Annotated in this window: 28 protein-coding genes and 1 pseudogene; 2 read left to right on the top strand and 27 right to left on the bottom strand. The window is 32.6% G+C overall.

Features of this window, described 5'->3' with window-relative positions; all coding sequences use genetic code 11:
- Positions 1 to 72: 72 nt before the first annotated feature.
- Both CWR45_RS18410 and CWR45_RS18405 read right to left on the bottom strand, forming a co-directional pair.
- Entirely contained in the window at positions 73 to 252 is a 180-nt protein-coding gene (locus CWR45_RS18410) for a DUF4083 domain-containing protein (RefSeq protein ID WP_115751318.1), read from the bottom strand.
- A gap of 553 nt (positions 253 to 805) precedes the next feature.
- The gene (locus CWR45_RS18405) at positions 806 to 1,150 is read right to left on the bottom strand and encodes a hypothetical protein (protein WP_245975469.1); all 345 of its coding nucleotides are present in this window, start codon (positions 1,148 to 1,150) and stop codon (positions 806 to 808) included.
- A gap of 95 nt (positions 1,151 to 1,245) precedes the next feature.
- Between CWR45_RS18405 and CWR45_RS18400 the strand changes: the two genes are divergently transcribed.
- Positions 1,246 to 1,740, top strand: coding sequence for a small multi-drug export protein (locus tag CWR45_RS18400; protein ID WP_115751317.1), 495 nt, complete (start codon positions 1,246 to 1,248; stop codon positions 1,738 to 1,740).
- A gap of 228 nt (positions 1,741 to 1,968) precedes the next feature.
- Here CWR45_RS18400 and CWR45_RS18395 read toward each other — a convergent pair whose 3' ends face one another.
- From CWR45_RS18395 to CWR45_RS18315, 16 genes and pseudogenes are all read right to left on the bottom strand, one after another.
- Positions 1,969 to 2,934 (bottom strand): quinone oxidoreductase family protein, encoded by a 966-nt coding sequence (locus tag CWR45_RS18395; protein ID WP_115751316.1) that lies wholly within the window; start codon positions 2,932 to 2,934, stop codon positions 1,969 to 1,971.
- 375 nt (positions 2,935 to 3,309) lie between these two features.
- Positions 3,310 to 3,627, bottom strand: a pseudogene (locus CWR45_RS18390) (class I SAM-dependent methyltransferase); the annotation flags it as partial.
- A 323-nt stretch (positions 3,628 to 3,950) separates the two neighbouring features.
- Complete coding sequence (locus tag CWR45_RS18385) at positions 3,951 to 4,418, bottom strand: hypothetical protein (protein ID WP_115751314.1); 468 nt, start codon at positions 4,416 to 4,418, stop codon at positions 3,951 to 3,953.
- A gap of 193 nt (positions 4,419 to 4,611) precedes the next feature.
- The gene (locus tag CWR45_RS18380; protein ID WP_115751313.1) at positions 4,612 to 6,018 is read right to left on the bottom strand and encodes a catalase; all 1,407 of its coding nucleotides are present in this window, start codon (positions 6,016 to 6,018) and stop codon (positions 4,612 to 4,614) included.
- Positions 6,019 to 6,446: 428 nt separating this feature from the next.
- On the bottom strand, positions 6,447 to 6,854 hold the full coding sequence (locus CWR45_RS18375; RefSeq protein WP_115751312.1) for an HIT family protein: 408 nt from the start codon (positions 6,852 to 6,854) through the stop codon (positions 6,447 to 6,449).
- Between the two features lie 382 nt (positions 6,855 to 7,236).
- Positions 7,237 to 7,458: a hypothetical protein gene (locus CWR45_RS18370; RefSeq protein ID WP_115751311.1), complete on the bottom strand. Its 222-nt coding sequence runs from the start codon at positions 7,456 to 7,458 to the stop codon at positions 7,237 to 7,239.
- A gap of 142 nt (positions 7,459 to 7,600) precedes the next feature.
- Complete coding sequence (locus tag CWR45_RS18365) at positions 7,601 to 7,810, bottom strand: YolC/YozM family protein (RefSeq protein WP_147294848.1); 210 nt, start codon at positions 7,808 to 7,810, stop codon at positions 7,601 to 7,603.
- A 234-nt stretch (positions 7,811 to 8,044) separates the two neighbouring features.
- Positions 8,045 to 8,836, bottom strand: coding sequence for an alpha/beta fold hydrolase (locus tag CWR45_RS18360; protein ID WP_115751309.1), 792 nt, complete (start codon positions 8,834 to 8,836; stop codon positions 8,045 to 8,047).
- Between the two features lie 243 nt (positions 8,837 to 9,079).
- A complete protein-coding gene (locus CWR45_RS18350) occupies positions 9,080 to 9,430 on the bottom strand; it encodes a DUF6176 family protein (protein ID WP_115751308.1) in 351 nt (116 codons plus the stop codon).
- Positions 9,431 to 9,679: 249 nt separating this feature from the next.
- Positions 9,680 to 9,934, bottom strand: coding sequence for a SunI/YnzG family protein (locus CWR45_RS18345; RefSeq protein ID WP_115751307.1), 255 nt, complete (start codon positions 9,932 to 9,934; stop codon positions 9,680 to 9,682).
- Positions 9,935 to 10,617: 683 nt separating this feature from the next.
- Positions 10,618 to 11,786 (bottom strand): IS3 family transposase gene (locus tag CWR45_RS18340; protein ID WP_115751306.1). Its coding sequence is split into 2 segments (ribosomal slippage): positions 10,618 to 11,540 and positions 11,540 to 11,786, totalling 1,170 coding nucleotides; the frame shifts between segments, so codons are not numbered across the junction.
- A gap of 503 nt (positions 11,787 to 12,289) precedes the next feature.
- On the bottom strand, positions 12,290 to 13,063 hold the full coding sequence (locus CWR45_RS18335; protein WP_115751305.1) for a CPBP family intramembrane glutamic endopeptidase: 774 nt from the start codon (positions 13,061 to 13,063) through the stop codon (positions 12,290 to 12,292).
- 12 nt (positions 13,064 to 13,075) lie between these two features.
- Positions 13,076 to 13,735: a TetR/AcrR family transcriptional regulator gene (locus tag CWR45_RS18330; RefSeq protein WP_115751304.1), complete on the bottom strand. Its 660-nt coding sequence runs from the start codon at positions 13,733 to 13,735 to the stop codon at positions 13,076 to 13,078.
- 753 nt (positions 13,736 to 14,488) lie between these two features.
- Entirely contained in the window at positions 14,489 to 14,884 is a 396-nt protein-coding gene (locus tag CWR45_RS18325) for a GNAT family N-acetyltransferase (RefSeq protein ID WP_115751303.1), read from the bottom strand.
- A 203-nt stretch (positions 14,885 to 15,087) separates the two neighbouring features.
- Positions 15,088 to 15,603, bottom strand: a complete 516-nt coding sequence (locus CWR45_RS18320) for a phosphoribosylanthranilate isomerase (RefSeq protein WP_115751302.1) — start codon at positions 15,601 to 15,603, stop codon at positions 15,088 to 15,090.
- A 125-nt stretch (positions 15,604 to 15,728) separates the two neighbouring features.
- Positions 15,729 to 16,277: a short-chain dehydrogenase gene (locus CWR45_RS18315; protein WP_115751301.1), complete on the bottom strand. Its 549-nt coding sequence runs from the start codon at positions 16,275 to 16,277 to the stop codon at positions 15,729 to 15,731.
- A 54-nt stretch (positions 16,278 to 16,331) separates the two neighbouring features.
- On the opposite strand from CWR45_RS18315, the gene CWR45_RS20195 reads away from it, so the two are divergent.
- A complete protein-coding gene (locus CWR45_RS20195) occupies positions 16,332 to 17,159 on the top strand; it encodes an AraC family transcriptional regulator (RefSeq protein ID WP_245975468.1) in 828 nt (275 codons plus the stop codon).
- Here CWR45_RS20195 and CWR45_RS18305 read toward each other — a convergent pair.
- The 9 genes from CWR45_RS18305 to CWR45_RS18265 all read right to left on the bottom strand — a co-directional run bounded on the left by CWR45_RS18305 (position 17,096) and on the right by CWR45_RS18265 (position 24,306).
- Complete coding sequence (locus CWR45_RS18305; RefSeq protein ID WP_115751300.1) at positions 17,096 to 18,343, bottom strand: MFS transporter; 1,248 nt, start codon at positions 18,341 to 18,343, stop codon at positions 17,096 to 17,098. The genes CWR45_RS20195 and CWR45_RS18305 overlap by 64 nt on opposite strands.
- Positions 18,344 to 18,544: 201 nt before the next feature.
- Complete coding sequence (locus CWR45_RS18300) at positions 18,545 to 19,099, bottom strand: GNAT family N-acetyltransferase (protein ID WP_115751299.1); 555 nt, start codon at positions 19,097 to 19,099, stop codon at positions 18,545 to 18,547.
- Between the two features lie 164 nt (positions 19,100 to 19,263).
- Entirely contained in the window at positions 19,264 to 19,785 is a 522-nt protein-coding gene (locus tag CWR45_RS18295; RefSeq protein WP_115751298.1) for a DUF7010 family protein, read from the bottom strand.
- A gap of 294 nt (positions 19,786 to 20,079) precedes the next feature.
- Entirely contained in the window at positions 20,080 to 20,316 is a 237-nt protein-coding gene (locus tag CWR45_RS20190) for a hypothetical protein (protein WP_245975467.1), read from the bottom strand.
- Positions 20,317 to 20,572: 256 nt separating this feature from the next.
- Positions 20,573 to 20,923 (bottom strand): hypothetical protein, encoded by a 351-nt coding sequence (locus CWR45_RS18285; protein WP_147294847.1) that lies wholly within the window; start codon positions 20,921 to 20,923, stop codon positions 20,573 to 20,575.
- A 232-nt stretch (positions 20,924 to 21,155) separates the two neighbouring features.
- Positions 21,156 to 22,262, bottom strand: coding sequence for a CamS family sex pheromone protein (locus tag CWR45_RS18280; RefSeq protein WP_115751296.1), 1,107 nt, complete (start codon positions 22,260 to 22,262; stop codon positions 21,156 to 21,158).
- Between the two features lie 286 nt (positions 22,263 to 22,548).
- Positions 22,549 to 23,262: a hypothetical protein gene (locus CWR45_RS18275; protein ID WP_115751295.1), complete on the bottom strand. Its 714-nt coding sequence runs from the start codon at positions 23,260 to 23,262 to the stop codon at positions 22,549 to 22,551.
- A 9-nt stretch (positions 23,263 to 23,271) separates the two neighbouring features.
- Entirely contained in the window at positions 23,272 to 23,880 is a 609-nt protein-coding gene (locus CWR45_RS18270; RefSeq protein WP_115751294.1) for a hypothetical protein, read from the bottom strand.
- Positions 23,881 to 24,018: 138 nt separating this feature from the next.
- A complete protein-coding gene (locus CWR45_RS18265) occupies positions 24,019 to 24,306 on the bottom strand; it encodes a YcxB family protein (RefSeq protein WP_170138910.1) in 288 nt (95 codons plus the stop codon).
- Positions 24,307 to 24,892 lie beyond the last annotated feature (586 nt).

Raw genomic sequence — 24,892 nt, 5'->3', positions numbered from 1 at the left:
CAGATACGTTAAGTAGAATTCTTTACAATAGTAAACAATTTATTTCCTCTAAGTACGTCTCCATAAAAAACATTAATTATTACCTTTTTTTATTTGTTCGTTTATATCATCGATTTTCTTTTCTAAACTATCAAGTTGATTTCTCCGTTTAATATAAGAACGGAAAAAACTTACGATTAGTACGATTATAAGCAATAGAAATCCAAGATTTAACAATTGAAATATAGCATCACCAATCCTAAAACTATCCATATTTACACTCCTTTACGATTTACCAAATTTTTTACTTAATATAAACTGCGACTGTAGTACAATAACTTCTACATAAAATATCGTTATCCCTTCTATAATTAACGCATCAGTTTAAGTGCACCATTTCATTACTCTAATTAAACTGATTTTCCTCTTTTAAATGTTGGGTTACCATTATTACAACATGGGTTAATTTTTGTTTAGTTGGGTACTTTAAATATATTAGTTATCCTCTACAAATCAAACAAAGTAAAAAGAGGTGAATCCAAATGGCTAATTTAAGAACTAACCGATTGCTTGTTGGAAGTACAATTTTATCTAGTGCTCTTAGTATCACGGTTATTGCCTTGACAATTTATCACCATTTTACAATTCAAGATAGAATTGATGAACTAAAGAGGGCTTAGGAAACTAAGCTCTCTTTAACTCTTCTTCCCTTTAGTTAAATGACTTTAACAAAATAGGTACTTCTTCTTCTTTAAGATATGCACCAGATAATTGCATAAGTTAATAATTGTTACTTCTTCCATATCAATACAGCACGGTCTAAAATTTAATCCCAAGAATCTGTTCCAGCAATGATTTTTTCTACATCAAAGTTTACATAGTACACAGCATCAATTTTTTCACTTTCAGAAAGTTTCCAGATATAAACCTGTTCATTAAGATTCTTCTTGTTATTAATTAAGTTTCTTGAAGGCGAATCAGCAATTGTCTTTGTATAATAAATAAAACTCACATTCTTTTGCTCGCCGTCAATTTCAAGTAGCATAGGATGAGTTTCGTTAACACTAGCATAGCTTTCACCAAAATAATGGGAAACCAATTGATTATCATTTTGCATTTCAATTTTAACTAGATTTTCTGAATACGGAATAACTGTTTCATAATAAAACACATACGAAAACGCACCTATAAAGATAATAGCCGTTAATAACATAGAAACTATAGAAATCATCACTTTCTTGTTACGCAATTTTTTGGGGTTTAGCATTGATTGAGGAAATTCTTCAAATGGTTGAAGAAGTAAACGTTATTTATCAATATATAGCAGTATTTATTATTGGATTTGTGCCTTTTCTTAAGGCTTTCGTAGCTGTACCAATCGGAGTGCTTTTAGACCTACATTTTATTCTAGTAGTTTTAGTAGGGGTTACTGCCAACTGGCTGTCTGTTATGGCTGTAATAATATTTTCTTCATTTATTAGGTCTTTATTTTCTGAAAAAGAAAGGATTAATTCTGACCGCTTTATTAATAGACGTTTTCAAAAAGCAAAGACATACTTCAATAAATACGGAGTTCCTGGGATTTCACTTTTGGGACCAATAATAGGAACAAATCATATTGGAGCATTAGTTTGCATAATAGCAAAAGCAAATAAAAAGAATATTATACTTTGGCAAACTATCAGTATAGTTATCTGGGCTGTAGGGACTGGTGTTCTTTTTATCTATGGAGTGGATATCTACAATAACATAAATTATTAATTGAAATTATTAATTGTGTTGTGATATATTCCAACGGCATTACCTACTCAATTTTTATTTAATTGATCTTACCCTACAGCTACGTTACTAAAGATCTTTGTAAATCAATAATTGCATAATATTTCAATTTTTTTACCGAAAAAAAGACAATCAATTCAATGATTGTCTTCTATTACATTTGCGCCAGCTAATTGAAGAAGATTGATTTATTATCCTAATAGCTTTGTTTTATATTTTAATCAAAACTTTTCCTTCATAATTTCGGCTTTCAATTAATTTATGAGCCAAAGCAGCATCGTTTAAATTAAACACTTCTGTGATAGGAATAGATACTTTATTTAAAGCAAATAGTTCTATAACTTTTTCCGCAATAGGCCTTAATCGTGCTGGATTGAGTTCCCTAGTTGTACCCAAACTAAAACCTTTAATGTCCCTACAACTACTATGAACATCACTTGTTTTAATTATACCTGCTTCTCCACTGCTATTTCCAAATTGAACAAGAGTACCATAAAAAGCTAAGCAATCTAAACTTCTACTAGTCACTTCTCCAGCAACCGAATCGAAAATAACGTTAGCCCCCAAATTATTAGTCTCCTTTAAAACCTCTTCAGTAAAGGTTTCGTAGGTGCATACAACATCAGCCCCTAACTTCTTAACATAGGATTCTTTATCCAAAGTACCGACAGTGCCTATAATTTTATGGACACCTGCTAGTTTAGCTAATTGAATTAACATCGTACCTACTCCACCACCCGCGCTATGAATAACTATGGTGTCTGATTTTTTTACTTGCCCGATTTCATAGAGTAGAATATACGATAAAAATGAAACAGTTGGCATTGCTGCCGCTTGGTCAAATGGTAGACTGTCTGGAATTTTAAAAACTAATTTTTCATTTGCTACAACATACTCAGCGTAGGATCCGTTTTTAGGAAAAGCAATTACCCGATCTCCCACTGAAAATGTTGAATTCGGAGAAACCTCTTTTACAACCCCCGAAATATCAAGTCCAAGCATCAAAGGAAAAGTCTCTTTTCCCTTATTTCCTACACGCTTTTGAATATCTGCATAATTAACACTTGTGTATGTCGCTTTAATTAAAACCTCGTCATCACCAATAGTGGGTGTATCAACATCTGTATAAGAGAGTACATTTACATCACCAAATTCATTTTGTATTACAGCTTTCAATATTATATAACCCCCTTTATTAACTTAACTAATATTTTATCACCTTATTAACTATTAAGAAAATTGAATAAAATTATCTAATTCCATAAGAAGTACTTATCAGTATTAAATAATCTCTTAATAGGTTAATTCTCCAAAATACTTTTTATTATACAAACCTGTCCTTCAGTTTTAAAAAAAACCGCCGTATTGACGATCTGCTTGTTGTGTTAAAGCACCAGTTAGCGATAATAAGAGTTTAAAGAAATTCTCAGTTAAAATATGGAACCTTCTTAATTGTCAACAAATGCCCTTCTTCTAATAAAAGCTGTTTTGGATTGACAATCTCGTGAAGCAATATTTTGGATTCTTCTCGTACTTTCAGATCAACTTTGCAGGTCCACCTATTTTAACTATATTTTGATATGTGTCATCCTGAAAGAATCCATCAGGAACAGCACAGCGTAAATAGCCAGAAGGTATTAGAAATTTATAACACATCTTTGCAAATACAATACCTTCTGCATATATGAGATGCTCCCGTACGTGTTCGGCCAGTATTGCTGGAATTGAATTATTTTCAAACCTTTTATTCTTAGTATCTTCATCTATTAAATTTAGTTCTTCCTCCTGAGTATGTAACCAACCTGGATTATTATGATATTCCCCTGTACCTATAACCAGTTTTATTTCTGCTTCTTCTATAACCAACACCTTTACCAACAAGATTTCCATAACCAATATTTTCTTAAACGATAATCATTTCCTTCTAAACTAACCTGCCCCTTTAGCACAATAATTGCCGTTCGATCTCACCTCAACTAATGCACCCGTTAGTCACCATGTATTACAAAATCAGCGATACACCACAAGGAATGAAAGTTTGTTTCTATGTCTATAATGACTTTGGGTACATTCACAACAATCTTGTCTCAGCATATAAAAATCATAAAATGCTGGGTCTAGTTTGTTTTTGTCTTTTTTAGGATTTTTCGGATGTTAACTTTCATGGTAGTGGAAGAAGACAAAATGAAATTTTAACTCCTTAGTAATCGCAGCAATTGCAAACCATCGGAAGGATGACCGTTATATGACCCCATCCAATGAGGATAAGTAATGGGTATTAATGTTACTACTACTTGAAAAAAGTTAAATATTGATATCCCCCACATAAAAGATCGAAAATCACCTTGAGGTACAAACATACCTATTATTCCGAATAGAAACACAAGTACTAATGAAATTATTGGTCCACCAGCCAGAGCAACAGCTTTCTGTCGTTTATTTAAATTACCGTCCCAATCAACAAAACCAACATAAGACCAATTTATATGAAAATGGAGTTTTCCAAATCTGAAATTTTCTTTGTTCTCATTATTTTTATTTCCTAAATAAACACGTGCATGATACTTTGAAGACCTGACAGCACCGACAGCACGCCCTATTTCGTGCAATAAAATACACATTGGAATAACAAAGATATAAAAAAGTAGAAATAATAACACTTTTAAAACCCCTTACTACTAATAATTTCTTATTGAACTATTTCTGCTCCGTGAGCTCAATAACTTACTTTCAATATTACCATAATATTCATAAATATTTACTAAATAAAAAGACGATCGTTTTGATAATCGCCTTGTATCACTCTTGCACCCGTTAGTTCATTAATATTAGAAAATTTTAGTTTTTATATCTTTATTGTTTTATTAGTTGTATCTCAATTCTTTTTGCCAAGTCCGATGATACCTTATTTAAATACTCCATAACTTTCTTTCTAATATCACTGGATATGACAATCATGTCGCTAGCTAAATTTTCTACAAGATGTTCTTTTTCTATAGGAGATAACATCATATAGAATTCACCAGCCTGCACAAAATCATCATGCTTTGTTATCGAAGTTCTTTCTAGTTTCCCTTCAACATATCTTCCATCACCACTTGTAATTTGATTAGCTGGTGTCCAATTTTGCTGTTGGTTAACCGGTAATTTACGAAATTCAGCCCCAATTCTTCTTCTTTGAGAATCACTATAAATATTGGCACGGCCCTGCAGTAATTTATCATCAGATAATTCTGCGCCGTCTAGTAAATTTGACGGAGAGAATCCGACCTTTTCTACTTGTTCCATATAATTATCGGGATTTTTAGTTAATACCACTTTGCCTACTGGTATTAGTGGATACTCTTTTTCATCCCATACTTTTGTATCATCTAAAGGATCATAAGAAAGATTTGCTTCATCCTTTAGGTCCATGAGCTGGACATATAAGCCATATTCCACCGGTTTACCAACCGCAATCGCATCGTATAAATCTTTACCAGCGTAATCAGGATTTTCAGCGGCTAGTCTATTTGCTTCTTCGCGACCAATGTATTCTACACCTTCAAATGGGTACCAATGGTATTTAACGTACTTTCTAATACCTTTAGCATTTATCCAAACATATGTATTTACACTATGTCCTGGAATGTGGCGATAACTTTTTACCGTACCAGAATCCGAGTATAACCGTACAACAAAGTGAATCGATTCAGGCGCACTTGCTACAAAGCTCCAAAACCTATTAGGATCAATTAAATTATTTTTTGGTGAAGGTAAGAGTGCTTTAATAAATTCCGGAAATCGTATCGCATCACGAACAGAAAAGACAGGAATGTGATTACACAAAAGGTCAAAAACGCCTTCATCTGTATAAAATTTTGTAGAAAATCCACGCACATTTCTAGATGTATCAGGTGTTCCTTTCGTACTGACAGCTAACGAAAAGCGAACCATAACAGGAACTTTCTGATTAGAATTTTGTAAAAAGCTCAGTTTTGTATGTTCGGACATCGAATATATCGTTTGAAAATAACCAAATGCACCAGATCCTTTTACATGAACAGGTCTTTCTAAAATCTTTTCATGAATAAACTCTTGTAAGGTCTCGTGGAGTACCATATCTTGTTCCAGTACAGGTCCTCTAGAGCCGACTGTCTGTGAATGAAGTTTAGCTGACTCATCATTATTCCATTTGGAGAGGTCTCTATATAACTCTTTTCTTTCATTATAGTCTTCTTCTGATAAAGCCTGCCTCAGTTTAGAATCTTTTTCATTCATTATCATGGCCTCCAAAATTCATTTTCCATCAATTATTACTAAATATGATTTTTAAGCCCCGAATATGTATCTTTTATTTTTATTTTCAACATTTTATGCAATGATAAAAAAACTATCTCTCTATGCTTCGGATAGTTTTTGAAATTTCATTATACGGTTTTCTGAAGTCCCATAATAAAGGATCGCATACAATAACACCAGGAATTAAAGGTATTAATGTCCTCTAGGGCTTAATCAAAAAGGATTTAATTATTTAAATGTAAAATTTACATGTATCTTGAGGGGGTTAGCCGTTATGCAGCATAAGGCCCAATTGTTGAACAAAGATCAAACAGCACTCTTCAACTATCCTGCCTCGTTAGTACAATAACTTCTACGGAAATAGCGTCAATCCTTCTAGAATTAACGCACCCTTTAGCTCGGAAACTTTAAGTCATAATTTCTTTTAGATTATGACTTAAAGAGATAAATTCATCCTTTGATACGCTTACTCCAGGTTCTATCCAAGAGAAACCATCATTTAAAAAACGAGGAATAATGTGCATATGGTAATGCTCCACATCCTTAACTATTCCATTGTTTTGCATTATTGTAATTCCATCAGTTTTTAATAAATTTTCAAGGGCAATTGCTACACGTTGAGATGTAAGAATGATTTGAGTCAAACTATCATTGTCAACTACATTAAACTCTTGATAATGTTTCTTAGGCACAACAAGAATATGTCCCTTGTTTATAGGATACTTATCTAAAAAACAACAAACAACTTCATTTTCAAAAATTATATAAGCATCTTCTTTTTTAGTTACAATATCACAAAAAATACACTGTACCATCTGTTACACTTCCTCTCCAAAACTTTGTAAAAATGTTTATTTTCTTGTTTCACTAACCTGCCCAGTTAGTGAAACAACTTATCTTCCAATAATAGCATAATATTCAAACAATGTTTCTGAAAGAAAAAGACGACCGTTTTGAAGATCGCCCTGTTTAACTCTTGCACGAATTTGCTGATTAAGGACAGTTAAACCAATCGCTTCGCCTTATTCTCTAAATCCCTTTTCTTCATTTCTATTTTCTTAACTTTTTTAAATGTAATTATAGACAGAATTATAAAAAATGCATACCATCCACTAAAATTATCGCTTTTAAAATCATTTATTATTTTCACACCAAAATGTCCCCTTTGTTTACTAAAGCACCATTTAGTAGTTGGATTTAATTTACATAAAAACAACTAAACGTTCTTTTTTTAAAGAAATTAGAAATAACGAGTAGAATTATCCCTATTATGATTGATGGTAAGGAAAAAGGATAATAGACTTCTGGAATATCTTCTACCATCACACCTATCCTTTCATTAAATGCGAATCCCAGCATAAAAAATAGAAAACCTAACCAACCAATTATCTTTCCAAACTTGGTATGTTTTTTCATCATGTTTAATCACCATCCCATTTCATTTCAACTAAATAAAATCAACATTTTATAATCAACTAACCTACCCTGTTAGTAAAATATCTTCTACGTAAAATAGCGTTAATCCTTCTTGAATTAACGCACAAGTTTGTTTAAATTTCATTTAATAAGTCTTCCCCATATTAGAGAACACAACTATTTCATATTTTGTTAAATCATCTTTAGATAAGCTATCTTCTAAGTATTCCTCAACTATTGGTATATCATTTTTATCATAAACATCTATAGAAATTATTGGATTTCCTTCTCTGCGATCCAGATATTCACCAATTTTGGTACTTTGTACTTCATATTTATTCCATACAGATTCCACAACAACACACGCTAAAATTAATATTCCCAACTTGATTTTTACACGTATCTTTTCACCTTCTTTTATTCGTTTACTGGACAGAAAACCTGTTCTAAAATCCGACTCTATAAATAAAGAAAACGCATTCCTAAATGAATTTGCAAATCATGGAAGAACTTATTGGAGAAAGGCACCAGTTAGTATAATAAGAAATCATACTTTAGCAAAGTTCAATATAGCATCCTTGAATTCTAATTAGTTTCCAATATAAGGATGATGGCTACTTAATAATACCCTGATTTTTGGATTCTTAAATTTAAAATTTTGGTGATGGTCTGGACCGACTGCTTCATCTAATTTGCCCGCAATGACCAATACTGGTCTGTTAATTTGTTCAGTTAATGAAGTAAAGTCCTGAAAATATTCATCTGATGAAAACACATATTGTTGAAATTTCGGATCACTGTTCAATCCTTCATCGATTTTATCTACAATTTTTTTATTTTTTAAATTAGCATACTGAAATTTAAAATACTCTTCTTTTTCCATCAACTTTGAAAGGATTGAATAGAATATATCCATAAATGACTCTAAATTTCCACATTGGATTCTTTCCTTCTTCATCCCCAAAATATCAGTGCCCTTTTGAATTAGATGTCTAAAAGAATCGAACATATTTAGTGTTACGTTTGATAATATTAACCCTTTAGTTCTCTCAGTGTAACGTTCCGCATAGTTGACTGCAAGTATTCCGCCAAATGAGTGTCCCATAACATACCATTCACTTAACCCTAAGAAAATCCTAAGTTCCTCAATATCCTCTATTAACCTACTTAAAGAATAATCTTGTGTAGGACTGTATTTGGAACGTCCACATCCTCTTTGGTCTAAATATACCATTTCTAATTTCTCTTCTAAAAGTTCCTGTGAAAAGTATTGAAATGATTTACTCCAATAACCTGGTCCTCCGTGAAGGTATATACAAGGAAATCCTTTTCCACTCTTATCGTAATATAATTCTAGTCCATCACTTGTTATGAACTTCATTTTTACAAATTCTCCCTTGGTTTAACTACATCCTTATTTAACAATCCTACCCTTATATAAATTCAACAAGGAGAGTTCTTATCCTTCTTTAAGAAGAGCACCAGTTAGTTGAATAAGAATTTGTAATGTTTCATCTTCGTTATGTAGATAATAAGGAAATCTCTATCTTCGGCGAAGGCTAATTCTAAACTTTTTATTTCCTCCAAAGTTTTCCAGGCTGCCTATTAGTTGAAGAGAATTCGTTTATACCATCGTTTTACGGACATCCTCTGGTATCATAACCACTTTGGTTTCTAAATCAACGTGGGGAATCTCTTCATCAATACACTCATACCAATATTCAAGATGTTTCTGATCAACTTCGTGTTGTGACTCTTCAACGCTCTTTCCGCCTTCTCCCTGGACTGAAAACCAATATAAATATTCAATTTCGCCATTCTTTTCTCGAAATATAGACTCTACAAACATTTTCTCATCTTTTAAAGTTAAGAGTACCTGATTCATATGTTCGTTTAAAAAGTTCATCCATTCATCAACTATTTCAGTTTTACCACTTTTAACTTTAAACTTAGATAACTCAACATTTAATGCCAAAAAACCAAGTCCCTTCTATATATTATATTTCACTAAGCTGCCCCTTTATTAATTTCAACAAGTAAAGGTGCTTATCTTTCTTCTTTGAGGAAAGCACCAGTATCCACTTAACAATTTGAAGTTGTTTGCTCTGCACACTCATATTTCATTTTCAAAACTCAAAACTACTTCCGTTCGTATCTTGCATATAAGTCCCATCGGGTTCAAAGCGACCTTTTGTTTAACTATCGCACCCGTTTATTGAGGAAGTTAATTCATAAATGATAGTATCTTCTCTTTCAATCCAGCATTACTTGTAAAAATAATATAAGCATCTGAATCTGTGTTTATTACTACCCTCTCTGTCTGACCATCGGGAAGACCAATCCTAATTCCATTTTTTACTTTTCCAGCGTAGGTATCATCATTTAATACTTCGATTATTTTGGAGAATGGTATTTCAATGTTGCTTAATTGCCATTGAATATGTAATATTTCATTTTTCTTAGTCACCTTAACTTCCATCACAGATCGCTCCTACTCTATATAAATTCATACTTACATATACATTATAAGTTTCAACTTTTCAGTCCCATCAGCTATAAAACCGATTTCATTATTGTATTATTGCATCCGTTAATTGAATAAATAATACAATTTTTTAAGAACAACAATAAATTGCCTTATCAAAAGTATCTTCAGGTAAATCATACCATTTCTAATTTCATAAGGTATTTCATTCTTTTCTAGCAATTCAGTTATTTTTAAAAATACGATCGTTTTAATTTTCTCCAGTTACTTTAACAAGAGAATTTTATAGAAACTAAACTAAAACAAAAAATAAAAGCACTAATACAACTATTAAAGTAACAAAGTAACAAAGAATACCGACTATTTTCACTTTCACCTCGACTCTTGCTTCAGTTTCCAAACTTTTTATATAGCGATATACTACCAACAGACTAATAAGAAGGATAATACCAAATAACCAATTATTTATTAAATAATCCAAAGATAAAGCAGTAACTATCCCTAACGCTATGTAACTAATTATTATTTGAATAACAATCGTCCTCTCTAAGTTATATTTCTACTTATTCAACTTTACTGCCGCTTTAGAACAATAGGAAAAAAGCATAACTGAAATAAGATTACATCTTCAACTCTTGCACCCTTTAGTTTAAGTGCAAAAATCACAATCTATCTTCTTAACAAAATCTTGGTATGTCAACACTAAACTGGACAAAAATTATAGGGTCTTGCTTGAATTCCACTGGTGTTAAATAGCCTAGTGTTCCGTGAATTCGAATGTTATTAAACCAATGAACATAATCATCCAGTTCAAGAGCAAGTTGTTCAAGAGAAGAGAAATGAGCTCCGTTAGCGAATTCTGTTTTGAATACCTTAAACATCGCTTCGGCCACGGCGTTATCATAAGGGCATCCTTTCATGCTTAGTGATCTCTGGATGCCGAATGTTTCAAGTGCTTCTGAAATAAGCTTATTATCAAACTCTTTTCCACGATCTGTATGGAATAGTTGAACATCGTTCAAATTGCCTTTAATGCTCGATAAAGCCTGATAGACAAGCTCTGCACTCTTATTCGCACCAGCACTACGGCCAATAATTTCACGATTAAAAAGGTCAACAAATAAGCAAACATAATGCCATTTTGTTGGGTCACGGACGTATGTTAAATCACTCACGATGACAGCCAACGGTTCTTCTTGTTCAAACTGACGCTGTAATTCATTGTTTATCAACGCCTCATTATATGTTGATTTATGTGGCTTATACTGTGCTACAGTGTAGTTTGATACGAGTCCAAGTTCTTTCATTAAACGACCAATCCGACGACGTGATACGTATCTTGGCTTTGATAATTTACTTAGTTCTTTCTTGATTTTTCGCGTCCCATAATTGTTTCGACTTTCTTTGAAAATCCGGGCAGTCTCTTTGGAAATCTCTTTATCATCAGTTTTAAGCACACGTTTTCCATATAAATTGGCGTGATAGTAATACGTACTTTTTGGAATATTGAGGACGTCATACATTGCTGATACTGAATATTTGTGAGCGTTATTTCGAATCACATCTATTTTCGTCCCATGATCAGCGCTGCTTGCTTTAAAATATCATTCTCCATCATTAAACGTTGATTTTCCTTGCGTAATCGAGCCAATTCATTTTCCTCTTCAGAACGGTTATCTTTGGCGGCGAATGAACCGGTTTCCTTATGGTTTTTAATCCAACGATCTAGCGCAGAAGGCGTAATATCGTATTCCCTAGCAATGTCCGCACGAGATTTACCATTTTCATAAAGCTTCACTAATTGCAGCTTAAATTCGGGTGTAAAAGTTCGACGTTGACGTGTCATAATTGCACGCTCCCTTAAGTTAATAGTCTAAGTTTACAAGCCCTTATTTTATCTGTCCAACTTAGTGTAGCCTATCCATCTAAAAACTCAACGTGTAGGGGCATGAAACTAAGACGCCTTCTTACTCAAGACAAGTGCTCGATTGTGGAAGAGCGCCATTTCATTAAATAAAAATCTATATAAAGATACTAAAGTATTAGGCTTATTGTTTGAACCTTCAATGTTAGATAAGGTAGTTGCTCTTCTCCATAAATAGCCCCCTTGTAAACTTAAAATAGCAATAATTAATTATTTATTCCATGAAAAGTTATGGCAGTTATTATAGATTAGTAATAAACATTAGTAATAAATAGCATGGCCAACTATCTGAAATTTTTTAGGATAGTTGGCTATTATGCACATGATTACATGCTTATTAATTCCTTTTGCACTAAAGGACGTTAGTTGAATTAGAAAATCGAGCAGTTTTTTCAAATAAAGGAATTTATGCAGCGGAAACATTATTACCCATGAAAAAAATGTTGTGCTTTAGTAATATTCTTCTTTCTATAGAATTCAAATGCAGTAAAAATAACTAGTGCAAACAAAAGCGTAAATAACGCAGACAAAACATTTGTATCTGGAATATACACTACCCAGAATGAATTAATTAAGGCATGAAAAATAATACATAGAAAAATACTTTTAGTGGTTAAATAAATGACGGTCATTAAAAAAGATAATGCCAAAGCAATTACAGTAAACCAAAGGAAATTCATACTCATTTGATTTGAACCAACTATGAACCACAATGGCAGATGCCAAATTGCCCAAATAATACCCACAATGAGCGTACTTGTGAAAGACGACCATTTTTTTTGCAACGTAGGCTGTAAATATCCGCGCCAGCCGATTTCTTCCAAGCCGCCTCCTATAATCATGATTGGGAGATTAATTAATGCTAGATATAGGGGGTTCTCCATAGATGCTCCACCCCAAAGAGTTGGCAAAAAACAAGCTATAAACGCTAGCCCAACGGTAAATAGATACCATGCTAATGGATGTCTATAATTTTTTATATTACTAATAAACGAGTTGAATTCTTCTTTAGAACTATACTTCTTTTTTAGCCAAATCTCAGTAATAGCAGGTGCAACACCGCCAAGAATATGCAATATTATTGATAATGCAGTTCCAAACTTAAGCAGATTGAATTGGGTTAAAATTACTAAACCGCCCCAAAATATCCACGACAAAGTAAATGTATAGAATAGATACCTTCCTACCTCTTTCCCCATCAAGTTTCCTCCTTATTTACATCCCAACAATGATTGTACAGACTTGCATAGAGTCTCCATTAGTCGAATCTCGTCAAAAAGTGCTTGTTCATTTTGGAACATACCATAACATTTTTGTAAAACAACATCGCTTACAATTCCATCAATGGAAGTCATGATAAAAGTAAATAAATCATCTAGTGGTACTTCAGGCTGAAAGCTCCCTAAAGAAATTCCCTCATGAATGGTATTAAATATTTGCTCGACCAAGTATTGTCCACTTTCGTTTTCAGTAATATTAGGTAAAATTTTTGTTTGTCTCTCAGGATTGTTCGCAAATAAGATTGTTAGTTCAAATTGAATTTTGCCAACCGTTGATAAGTTTTCTTTAATGTACTCACCGAGAAAAATAAACAACTTTTCTATCGTCTTTTTAGGAGCAGCGCTATTTTCAATGATCGTATCTACAGCTTGCTTATAGTCGGCATTTGCATTAGCTTGATTAATGATTGCAACAAGTATTTCATCTAAATCTGAATAATAGCGATAAATACCCCCTTGACTTACTCCGGACGCTTTAATGATATCTCTCATAGTAATTTCATAGAGTGGCTTAACTGTACACACCGATACAGCTGCTTTTAAAATGGCATTTTTCTTCCTTATTACATATTCATGATTTACTTTAGGCATAATTTCCTCCTCATCATAATAAAAATGACACTAGTGTCATTTTTATTATGTGTCACGAATTACTCATTGTCAATAGTCAAATTATAATATTGTAAAAATTCCTCCTTTTCTAAACCCTGAATAATGAAATTAGTTAATCCATCATGTTGAAAGTTCTATACTTAGACACAAAAACACCCCTTTAGACAATACAATCTAAAGGGGTAAATAAATCTTTAATTAAAACAGTTAAACGTTATTTCAATGAAAATTAAACTAAACTGCTATGCTAGTTGAAGTTTAAAAGTATCCCAATGCGGTGTTTTGTAACATTTCATAAAAAGTTGTTATTCAATAATATGGCCCGATTGTTGAACAAAAGATATAAAACACTCTTCAACTAACCTGCCCCTTTAGTACAATAACTTCTACATAAAATAGCGTTAATCCTTCTTGAATTAACGCACCAGTTAGTTGAACAAGAACCATTATTTTTATATAAGTGAAAATTATTTCCTTTTACATCATTTTTTTAAGGTATGGAATCTTTCTCCATACAAAATGACTTAGCAAATAACTTAGAATGATTCCTAAAGATGCCGTTATAAGAAATTTAGTCCAGACTGGTATTGGTAGGTCATTCAATGTATATTGAATGAAGACAACTCTCCGGAAGAAAAAGACGACCATTTCGAGGATCGCCCTGTTTTACTCTTGCATCCGTTAGTTGAAGTTCATCCACACATTATCATTCTAACCTTTTTCGAAATAAGTCTATTTCAATTTTTTTAGGAGTTTTACATATTCACCATATTCGTCTTCACCCATATATAATACGTTAGTAAATCCCTTCTTTTCATATAAATGTCTTGCGCTTGAGTTATCTGTATCAACACCAAGTGATATTTCCTCATATCCAAGTTGTTCTGCATAATCAATCAAATAATCAAGAATAATACCACCTACTCCACGATTTCGATATTCATCTTTAACTATCATACGAGATAGGTAAATTCGTTTATCTGGAATAGTATAATCTGGGTCATTGTTTTTAAAAACTAACGAACCTTCCCCTATAAACTCGTTATTTTCTAAATAAATAAAAGTAATTCTGTTTCCGCTTATTAATTCGTCATAAAACATCTTCGCCATTTTTTGTTTCTTGTCCATATCCCATATATTACTGCACTTATTATAGTCTTCAAGATTTAATTTATTTTATACGAAGTCATAACCTATCCCTCTCTTAGTTAAATAGTTTTGAAATACAAAGCAACAAATGCAGTTGTTCAACTAGCTGCAACTTTAGTTAAAAAAGACCGCCGTATCGACGATCTTATTGTTGTATTAAAGCACCAGTTAACTCAATTAGTTCAGTATGATTTTTGGTCACTATATAGCATTCTTTTTAAGAAATCTATTTTTCTAATATCTTTATTATTATTGTTATCTGCACGGTAACTATCCTTGGATGAAGATTCGTAAACACTTAAATACTGGTCAGGATTTAGTAGATAATACTTTGTCTCTCCCATTTGGTGCATTTCTAAATCCTCTAATTGTACTCCTGCGAAACTTGGTAAAGTATCAATAATACCAAACTCAATTGATAATCCCTCTTTAATGAACTCATGTTCATGTAAATCAATCAAACTATATTCCATTGAATTCATAATGTTCACTATTTCATCCCAGTTATATATATTTAATTCGGGCGGTACTTCCCACCCTCTTTTATCACCAGGTACATGAATGTCTAAGTCTTGTGCATCCCAACCCTTACCTGTAACGACCTCTAAACCAACCGAACCCATTAACAACGGAATAATTTCAATATCATTTAGTTTTTTTGTAATTTTAATAAATTCATTAAACTTGTAATTATCCATTTGCCCCTCCACTTTTTCTTAATTCTTATTCAACTAACCTGCCCCAATAGCACAAGACACGACTGACCTTATTTAACAATCGCACCATATAGTTCACAACCTTCATGAACGTCCAATTTGTTGTCTTATGGGTGCTTTTCCCAAGAGTCAATTTGTCCAATGGTTAATATTTTATTTCCTTTCTTGATAGCTTCAATTACACCATCAGAAATCTCCTTACTTGTTAACCACCTTGAACGGGAACCCTCTATTACAAATCCCAATTGAACTTGATGATATGAACAACCCGTAGGAATTATAACTTCTCTCTTAATTCTATTTAGATCTGAACTACTGCCTAAAACATGGAATAACTCCCATTCACTTTTACTAATTAAAACCTCTTCCGCTATTATTTTAAGTGCATTTGGAGCAGTAGAGTGAATCCATGCTACTACAATATCAATAGCATCATTTTTATTTATTGTTGCATGCACTTTCTTTTGTAATTCATCATGATTACTATAATCAACAAATAGTGGTGTGACATGACTATCCAAGTCTGTTTGTTCCATTAAATCCTTCATCCGATCAGAATTCCTAGCGATGATTGAAACATGATACCCTTGTTCAAATAACCAGAGTGATACCCCTGATAACATACCTGTTCCACCAACTACTAATGCGTGCTTCATTAATTTTCCTCCCCATTATGATACAATTTTTATAATAACTAAGAAGGTGATTATGTGAGTTCAACAAAACTATTACTAGAAAACAATAATGGAGTTTTCTTATATAAAAAAGATTTCGGCCAAGAAAGCAACTGGCGTTCAGATGATTGTTATAAATTTATTTACTCCCTAAAAGGAACTATAGATTACCAAACGAACAGAAGTCAGCTTACCCTTAATAATCAACATTTTCTTTTATTCAACCCCCTAGATGAGCATAAACAATTAGCAATAGATGACAGAAAATTTCTAATTGAATTAAACCCTTCTTTTCTTAATGAGGTTTCTCAAGCTCTCTATCCTGTTCACAATGATATCCAGTTTGCTTTAGGTACCCAGAAAAACGCTCAAATTTCAAATTGGGTTAGATTTGTATTAGATTTCGCACAACTTGAAAAAGATGACACAAAATCTATAGAAATATTTCTGGAACACAGTTTCACTCAGTTGGCTTTAATGTTACTGAAAAGTGCTGTTGGGACCCATACACAAGATATAAATGTAAATATCTATAAAACAATAGATCCACAAATTTACAAAACAATACTAGCTTTAAAAGAAGATTATAAGCATTCTTGGACCTTGAATGAGATGGCAAAAGTAGCGAATTTAAGTAAATTTCAATTTGCCCATTACTTTAAAGACACCTTAGGGATTTCCCCTTACTCTTGGTTACAAACTTACCGAGTAGTCAGAAGCCAGGAAATGCTTAAAAAAACAAATAAAACTGTATTAAAAATTGCAATGGACTGTGGTTTTTCATCTGTTACTGTTTACAATCAATTATTTAAGCGATTATACGGAATTACTCCAGGTGCTTTTCGAGAAAATGTTAATAAATAAGCGACTGAACAAATAACCATCATAGTTCCACATATTATAAATAAGATGCTTGTAGACAAGAATGAAGAGATGAATCCGAATACACCAAGAGAAATAGTATTTGATAAATATAGAAGAAATGCATTAAAACTAAAGCCCCTACCTAGTTTTTCTGTGGGAAGGTATTTTTGCAACAAATATACCCGTGATAGTCCAGATAAAGGTAAGCCTATTGCTGCCACTAATATCCCTATAAAATAAAGTGGAGTGGTATACGCAAATCCTAAAAGAAGTATACCTATTCCCCAAATCAATGAACCAAACAAATAAATTTTCACACTTAACTTTTTCCAAATTAATGGGATAAGCAGGTTAACTGCAATTACAGCAGCACCATACCATCCTAAAAGTAAGCTGTATAATTCCTCTCCATTTGGGGTTGTTTCTATTAGTTGCAGTAATAAACCGACTTGCCATACCCAGGTATTGAAAAACACAATGATTACTGTAACTATAAATATGGTTCGAATTGTCGCTTGTTTTTTCACCCAAATTGAAAAATCCTTTATTGAGATAAATATATCACTTATTTTTCTTTGATTTGATCTTTCGCCTGTTATATTTTTTTCTGTAAATTGAATTTTATAAATAAGAATCGCACTTAAAAGATATGTTAGTGCATCGAAAGTAAAAAAGTGGATAACGTTAATTGTATTCATTAAGCCTATACTAACAATAGGTCCTAATACAGTAATGCCCCTTGTAACTGTGTCAAGCAAACTGTTAACAGAAGATCTTTCCTCTTCCTTTGTAATAATGGTAAATATAGCCCTATGAGCAGGATTAAAAAAACAGCCTAGGCACTGAATAAGAAAGCTCACTACTATTAAATGCCAATAGTTCAGCAACTCTAATTGTTGAAATAGCACTAATGATAATATTAGAGGTACTCTTATTAGATCGATTATTATTAATATCCTTTTTTTACCTACCCAATCAGCAATTACTCCCCCGATTAATCCAAATAAAAGATAAGGGACTGCTTGTGAGATTGCAACACCAGTTGTATGTATACTTGATTCTGTCATCTGATAAGTTAAAAATAGGAAGGCTAACCCAGATATAACATCCCCCAAACTAGAAGTCCCAGCTCCTAACAAGTAAAATAATACATTTCTATTATTTTTTATAACTTTTAAATACACATTAAATCACCTCTTCCCTGAGTGTACTTATTATTTGAGGTGATTTCTTTACTAATCTTGCTAGATTTTCTTGCAAGATTATGATGTACTTACCAATGTTTATTATTAACCTTGTACTAACCTGCCCATTTAGTTCAATAACTTCTACAAAAAATAGCGTTAATCCTTCTAGAATTAACGCACCAGTTAGTGCAATAAAAATTATTTTGAATTAATATAGTAAATTAGGTTATCAGTCCATTCATCAAATTCATAGATAAAACCTTTTCTTATACATTCAAATTGCATTCCAACACTTTCTGCTAATTTTATCGAAGGAGTATTATCGAGATTAATATGTGCTTCTATACGGTGAAAGTTTAGCTTATTAAAAGCAAGAATTATTGCTGCTTTTACAGCCTCCTTTCCATAACCTTGTCTCCAAAATTGGTTATGAATTGTATAACCGAATCTCGCCCATTGAAAATCATCTCTCATAATCGTCGAGAAATCCATTGCACCCAAATGAGCATTATCTTCTTTTCGAAATATACCAAATACATATACTTTGTCATCCAAAGCCATCTGTTGATGGTTATCTACCAATTCCCCAAACCATTCTTCAGTACAAATGCTCATATCTATTTTTCCGTCATCATATTTGTGCTGTGAAGGTAATCTATTATTAAATTGGGTTAACCAATTTGAAAAATCTTCTTTGATATATGGTCTTATTATTAATCTTTCTGTCTCTGTATTATAGTTAAACTTACTCAAACAAACACCTCATCATAATTTTTAGAGTAATACTAAAACACACCTGCCCCTTTAGTAAATAATTCGACAAAAAGCGTTAATCCTTCTTAAATTAACGCACCAGTTAGATGGAAAATAATGATACTATTTTAGAATCATTATTCCTTTTTAGGCTTAAGTGCATTTTATTTCGTTAACCACACGCTTGTTACGAAATAAACGCCCGACATTACAAAAGGAAAAATAGTAAATAAGTGTTCAGTTAGCACGAAGCCAAAAATTGTGGCAATAGCTATGATTGCTACTGTCTGAAAGATATATGCTTTACTCTTATATACCCAGGCGAATGGAAAAAAGTGTGCTCCTGTTAAAATCCCTACATAAAACGGTAGCAATTGTGGTTCATCAACAAAGATTACCATCAAAAGGGGAGTAAAAAACAGTTGCATAGCACCAAGCATTCCTGCAAGAGCTGATAACGGGTTATCTTTTGCGACCATATCAATTTTCATAATTTTCGACAGAAGTATTCCAAGCGGAAATATAATTGATATTCCTATAAATACTAATAATCCGTGCAATTTAATGTGCATCTCAAAGAAACTTAATAGTCCGACAATAAACCAAAAAACCACCCCTATGATAATCATTGGTAAGCCTCTTCTTGTCTTGTTGATTAAATCATATTGCATTTCCAAAAGTTCCAAACAAATCTCCCCCTATACTTTTTAATAAATTTTTTATTCCATTAACCTGACCCTTTAGTTGAACAAGAAAGAAGAGCCGTCTAACCAGCTAATCGATTTCAAGTAAAGCACCAATTAGTTAAGAATGAAATCAATATTTGAATGAAGTATTTTTTCTTATATTCAGTAAGATTTCATCCAAATCGGAAGGCTGCAAGTAGGTTGTATCGTAGAAAAAGCGTTTATCTATTCCTTCACTTTCAAATTCCTCCACTAATTCTAAACATCTTGCTCCCATCTGTTGTTCTTTAATCCTTAAATGATTACAGTCTTATTCGCTTGTAAAAAATTGATACTTAAATCAGCAATATTTTCCCAAATTAACGAAGATGATTCTTCACTTTTCCAAGGCGGTAGATATCCGCCAACAACCATATGATTGATTAAGTCACCTTCAATATAAGCACTATGGTCAAATTGTTCAGCAAGCCCCTTTGAAGTTGTGGATTTACCAACTCCTGCTGGACCAGATATAATATATATTTTATTCATTATTTCCACCCACTTTTTATATGTACATATGTAATTAAATGTTAAAATCTTAAAGTCCTTCTTAAAGGAAAAATCATTATTTAATGAGCGATTTTGCTTAACTCTCGCACCAGCAAGTATAAGTACGCGTTAATCCTTCTCGAATTAGCACCAGTTAGTCATCAATGTATCGCGAAATCAGCGATACACCACAGGGGGGATTGGGTACATTCACAACAATCTTGTCTCAGCATTAAAAAACTACAGAATGCTGGGTCTAGTTTATTTTTGTCTTTTTTAGGATTTTCGGATGTAAACTTTCATGGTAGTTTAATAACTGTATGTTGGTTTGTTTCTTTTCAAAATATAAGCCTCGTCCATTTTCTTGTGGTACAAATCCTGATAAATTTGATGAATTTTCTACCATATTTTGTTCGTCTGCTATTATAATTATTTCAAGGTCTTTACCTTCAATAGCCTTATTTTCACGCACTTCTTGTTCCTCTACTGTTACAACTCTAATTTTGTCTCTATCACTAACGTCAACTTGTCCTGTTGCTAATACATCTGTAAATCCAGTTGATAGTGCAAAAATTCCTATAAAACCCAAACCTAATTTTCTTTTCATAAAGCAGCTTTCCATTTTGAATATTATATATTCTTTAAATATATTATCATAAACAAATAATAAAACCATCTACTATTTTACTGCCCCTTTAGCACAAGCTGCAGTTCGATCTCATCTTCAACTAATGCACCATTTAGTTGAACAAGGCATTATTCAAATTTAATCAATTGAAATAACACCATCCATAATTGGTATGAAGTTTGCGTTACCACCGATAATCAGAAATAGTTACCTATTGAAAAATATGTACAGTGGGAGACTCTGCCCCAGCTTTACGAGAAATCAGACCTACCATCTGATTACTTGAGGTTATATTTATTTCCAGATCGTAGTTATTATCAAATATGTACTGTACTTGCCCGTATGCATGCTGCATGAAACCTAATAATTCACCATCACTATAGAATTCTATTGGAATCTCTATTGTTAGCTTTTGCAGTTCTTCATTAGCATAGAATCCATTCCCAATCATTCCTACATAATCGGGGAAATATGGAGATATTTCATTTTCAAGACTCTTTAGAAGCTCGTAATCTTCCAAATATTTTTCTTCTCCCTCAGGTGATGGAAAGAGAATATGTTCTTCATCAATGGATTCCCAATCCTTAATTGTATTACTCCCACTTGGTACATTTGTTTTAGCCACATAGTTTCCCGGTACTGGGGATGCATGGTCTTCCTCCCGATATAGGGCAATCATAATAGGAATGTCAGAAAGCCCATCTATTTCCCTCATCCTCTCTACTACTGTTTGTGCTACTTCATATCCTTTTTCTAACATGACTTCCATTTCAATCTCTTCATTATAATCAGGACCATCCTTTGGTGCTTGAAAGCGATAAACTGACTTTAATGAAATACCGATAGAGATCCCCGCCAACTCAAAATTATTACCCTCAACTTTCCTTAAATAGTTTTGCTCTAAAATATACGAGAGAATACGTGGGTTTTTTCGGTGTGTTTCTTCATCCCAGTTATCTTTCCTTTCCGGATTTAAATCATTTATCCAACTTAATAAAGTTTCTTGCGTAAAATATTGTCCCTCTTGAAAATATAAATCACTTGAATCAAATACCTCTTTCGAATGGCGTCTAAGTCCTTCCTCTATTTCATCTATATCTACATGATTCATAATCTGATTCGTAATTAATCCCCTTGCTACATCCGTTTTATATGGAGTAACTATTCCATACGTTTCTTCAGATAATTGAATACCTGGAACAATCGATGTTTCCTGGTTGATCTCACCCGTTTGTAATATTTCTTCCTCATCCATATTTGGCGCACAGCTCGATAGGATTAGTAGTGTGCATAAAGACCAGAAAATTATTTTTTTCATCATGTAACACTCCTCAGTTTTCTAGAGTTTTCTTTGCCTGCTCTTCATTTCCAATCATTATAATAAATATCAGTTCCTTGTCATACTTGGTTTCCCCATCTTCAGCAGCAATCAGTAAATCCTATTTTTGGAAGAAACCAAAGTTTGGAAGGGATTTCATTTAAATGCTTAGCGATTTTTTTCATCTTTAATTGTTTGTAGAATCTTAATTCTTTGATAATTAAATAGAGATTTTGCTATTTTTGTTTCCTTATCGTCTCAAGTTCCTTCTTTCTTTATCAAACCTTTAAAACATAGCCTTAACTAATTCTTCTAGTTCATTTCTCAATGGTATAATTTCTTCTTTAACTATCTCCTTTAACTCCTTTTTCTTATCGTCTACGAAGTATAATTGGCCTTGGTACAAACTGTTTAACAAGAACTCTACGTCCATTAATAATTGATTGTATTGATTCTTTGTTACCTTATCTCTTGGAACCAATGTATCGCGCAAAATAGTAACCTTTCCGTACACTTTATCGTACAACGATTGAACGGATTGTTTAAGGCTCGCTTCGGACTCGCCGCTCTCATAAATCGTTATTAATTCCGATGAGTCATTAAGAATACCCTCTCCTTGTTTGTTCATCTTTTCCCAGAATGAATCTTTATCAGCTTCAGATTCGGCTTCTATTTCTTTTAATGTCCGATTTATCGGATCTGATGCCCACATATCCCGCCTTATTCTTATTTCAGGTACCGCAAACGCTCTGAATTCCGAAGAGTGTACCGTGTGTATTTCACAAATTCCACTATCGCAATAGGTGACTAAAGCTTCATTCCCTACGATTTCTTCCCAATCATCCCTACTGATAAGCTCTTTTGTTTCATTTTTTAAGGTTACCTCTTCTAATTTAATTTGATTTCTCTCATCATAGTATTGCTGCCATTCCTTTGCATCCTCTTTAGATAAGAATAACTCTGTAGTAAGGTCATCCAAATAGTAATAGTTCCCAACCATAACTTCAATTTACTCATTTGTCTGATCAAGGTCTTCTATTTCTTCATTAGAGAAAGTATCATTTACAATAGGAAGCAATCGATATTCCCAGTGTGTTCTACATTCATTTAATTTGTAGAACCCTTCTTCCTCATCTATGGACATATAAGCACACTGCTGAGATGCATTATTAAAAATAACATCTTGCACTTCATTTTCAGTAGGTTTATAGTAGCTCAAATCAGGTTTAACCATAATCCAACCTACATTTGCGTTTGAATCATATTCTGATTCCAAATCGTAGATTATGACGCCTTTTGTTTGATACTTCACCACTCTAATTTGACTTTCGTTGTTTTCGCCAGCCACTTCAACAAAATTATCGAGTATATCTTTATTACTCAACGCATTATTTTTAAACACAACATCACTTTCATTCGGAATGTATATTTCCTCTTGGCTCTTTTCTTCCGGTGAATCATTTTCTACATTTGTTGACTGAGGATTTTCCTGTTTCTGCCCGTTATCTACATCTTCTAAAGAATCGATTTCTGTACTATTACATCCATACAAAAATAACGATAATAAAATTAAACTCAAACAATAAAGAACCACTTTCTTAATAAAAGGAAATTTCATCGTACTTTCTCTCCCACCTTCATAAAATTCATAAAAAATTATCTATATTTAACCATAAATCTCTACTTTTGCACTAGTTAGTGAACTTACATTTATAGAATCTTTGATATAATAAATTTCTATGAATAGTGAAATGGCCTATTTAATTTTTATTTTCTTTTCCTTCAGTCTTTCACGAACAAGATTTTTTAACGTAACAATTTCGTCATAAGTATTAAAGTATCGTTTAGGGAGAATAATCGCTTTATTCCTGGATACATAGGCTAAGAACATATCCTTTTTTTCATAAAACTTGTATATGTCTTCCCATTCAATATAATTATTTGATTTTCTTACTTTTTGATTGATCCCTTCTTTATTAATCGTATAGGATAGATCAGATTTTATTAATCTATCACTCTTATATTCTTTTTGAGTACGGAACAAAATAATGAGGACTCCTAGTGAAGTAATTAGACATGAAGTGATTGCAGCTTTCATTACATCAGAGAAAAAAATAATGGCTATATTCCAATATCTCCCATAAATGAACTGTAACACGAAGTCTGAAATCAAGTTTTCTTGATAAACAAACTACCTCTTAACGAAAAGCAATGTATGTAAACTTAGGCGAAGACTACTTTGATAAACAGAGGCAACAATCTATTGTACGACACTCACTACGTAGACTTGAAAGTTTAGGATACACAGTATCATTACAAGAACCTGAAGCATCTTCATTCCGCCCATATTCCTAGAATCGATTAATGGATCAGGCGCTCTCCCCTTTTTAAAATTTAAATGAGCTGCGTATTATTAAGTATTGCCTTTTTCACTGAATTACAGAATTTTATTTTCATGGTAGTTCAGTCTCTTTACCCGAATAATAACATAATATCTAACAATTTAATTGCAAATTTCCGAAATTAATAATAAAAGAAAAAGACCATCATGGTGCTTACCCCTATAAGTTAGAGTTTTTATTATGCAGCTGATTGGGTTGATTGAGTTCGGTAATCGACTGGACTTAATC

The organism is Oceanobacillus chungangensis (genome assembly GCF_003369565.1).
GTDB classification, from domain to species: domain Bacteria; phylum Bacillota; class Bacilli; order Bacillales; family Amphibacillaceae; genus Oceanobacillus; species Oceanobacillus chungangensis.
Note: the sequence above shows the minus strand (reverse complement) of the source record. Positions and strands in the feature narration are given on the sequence as shown.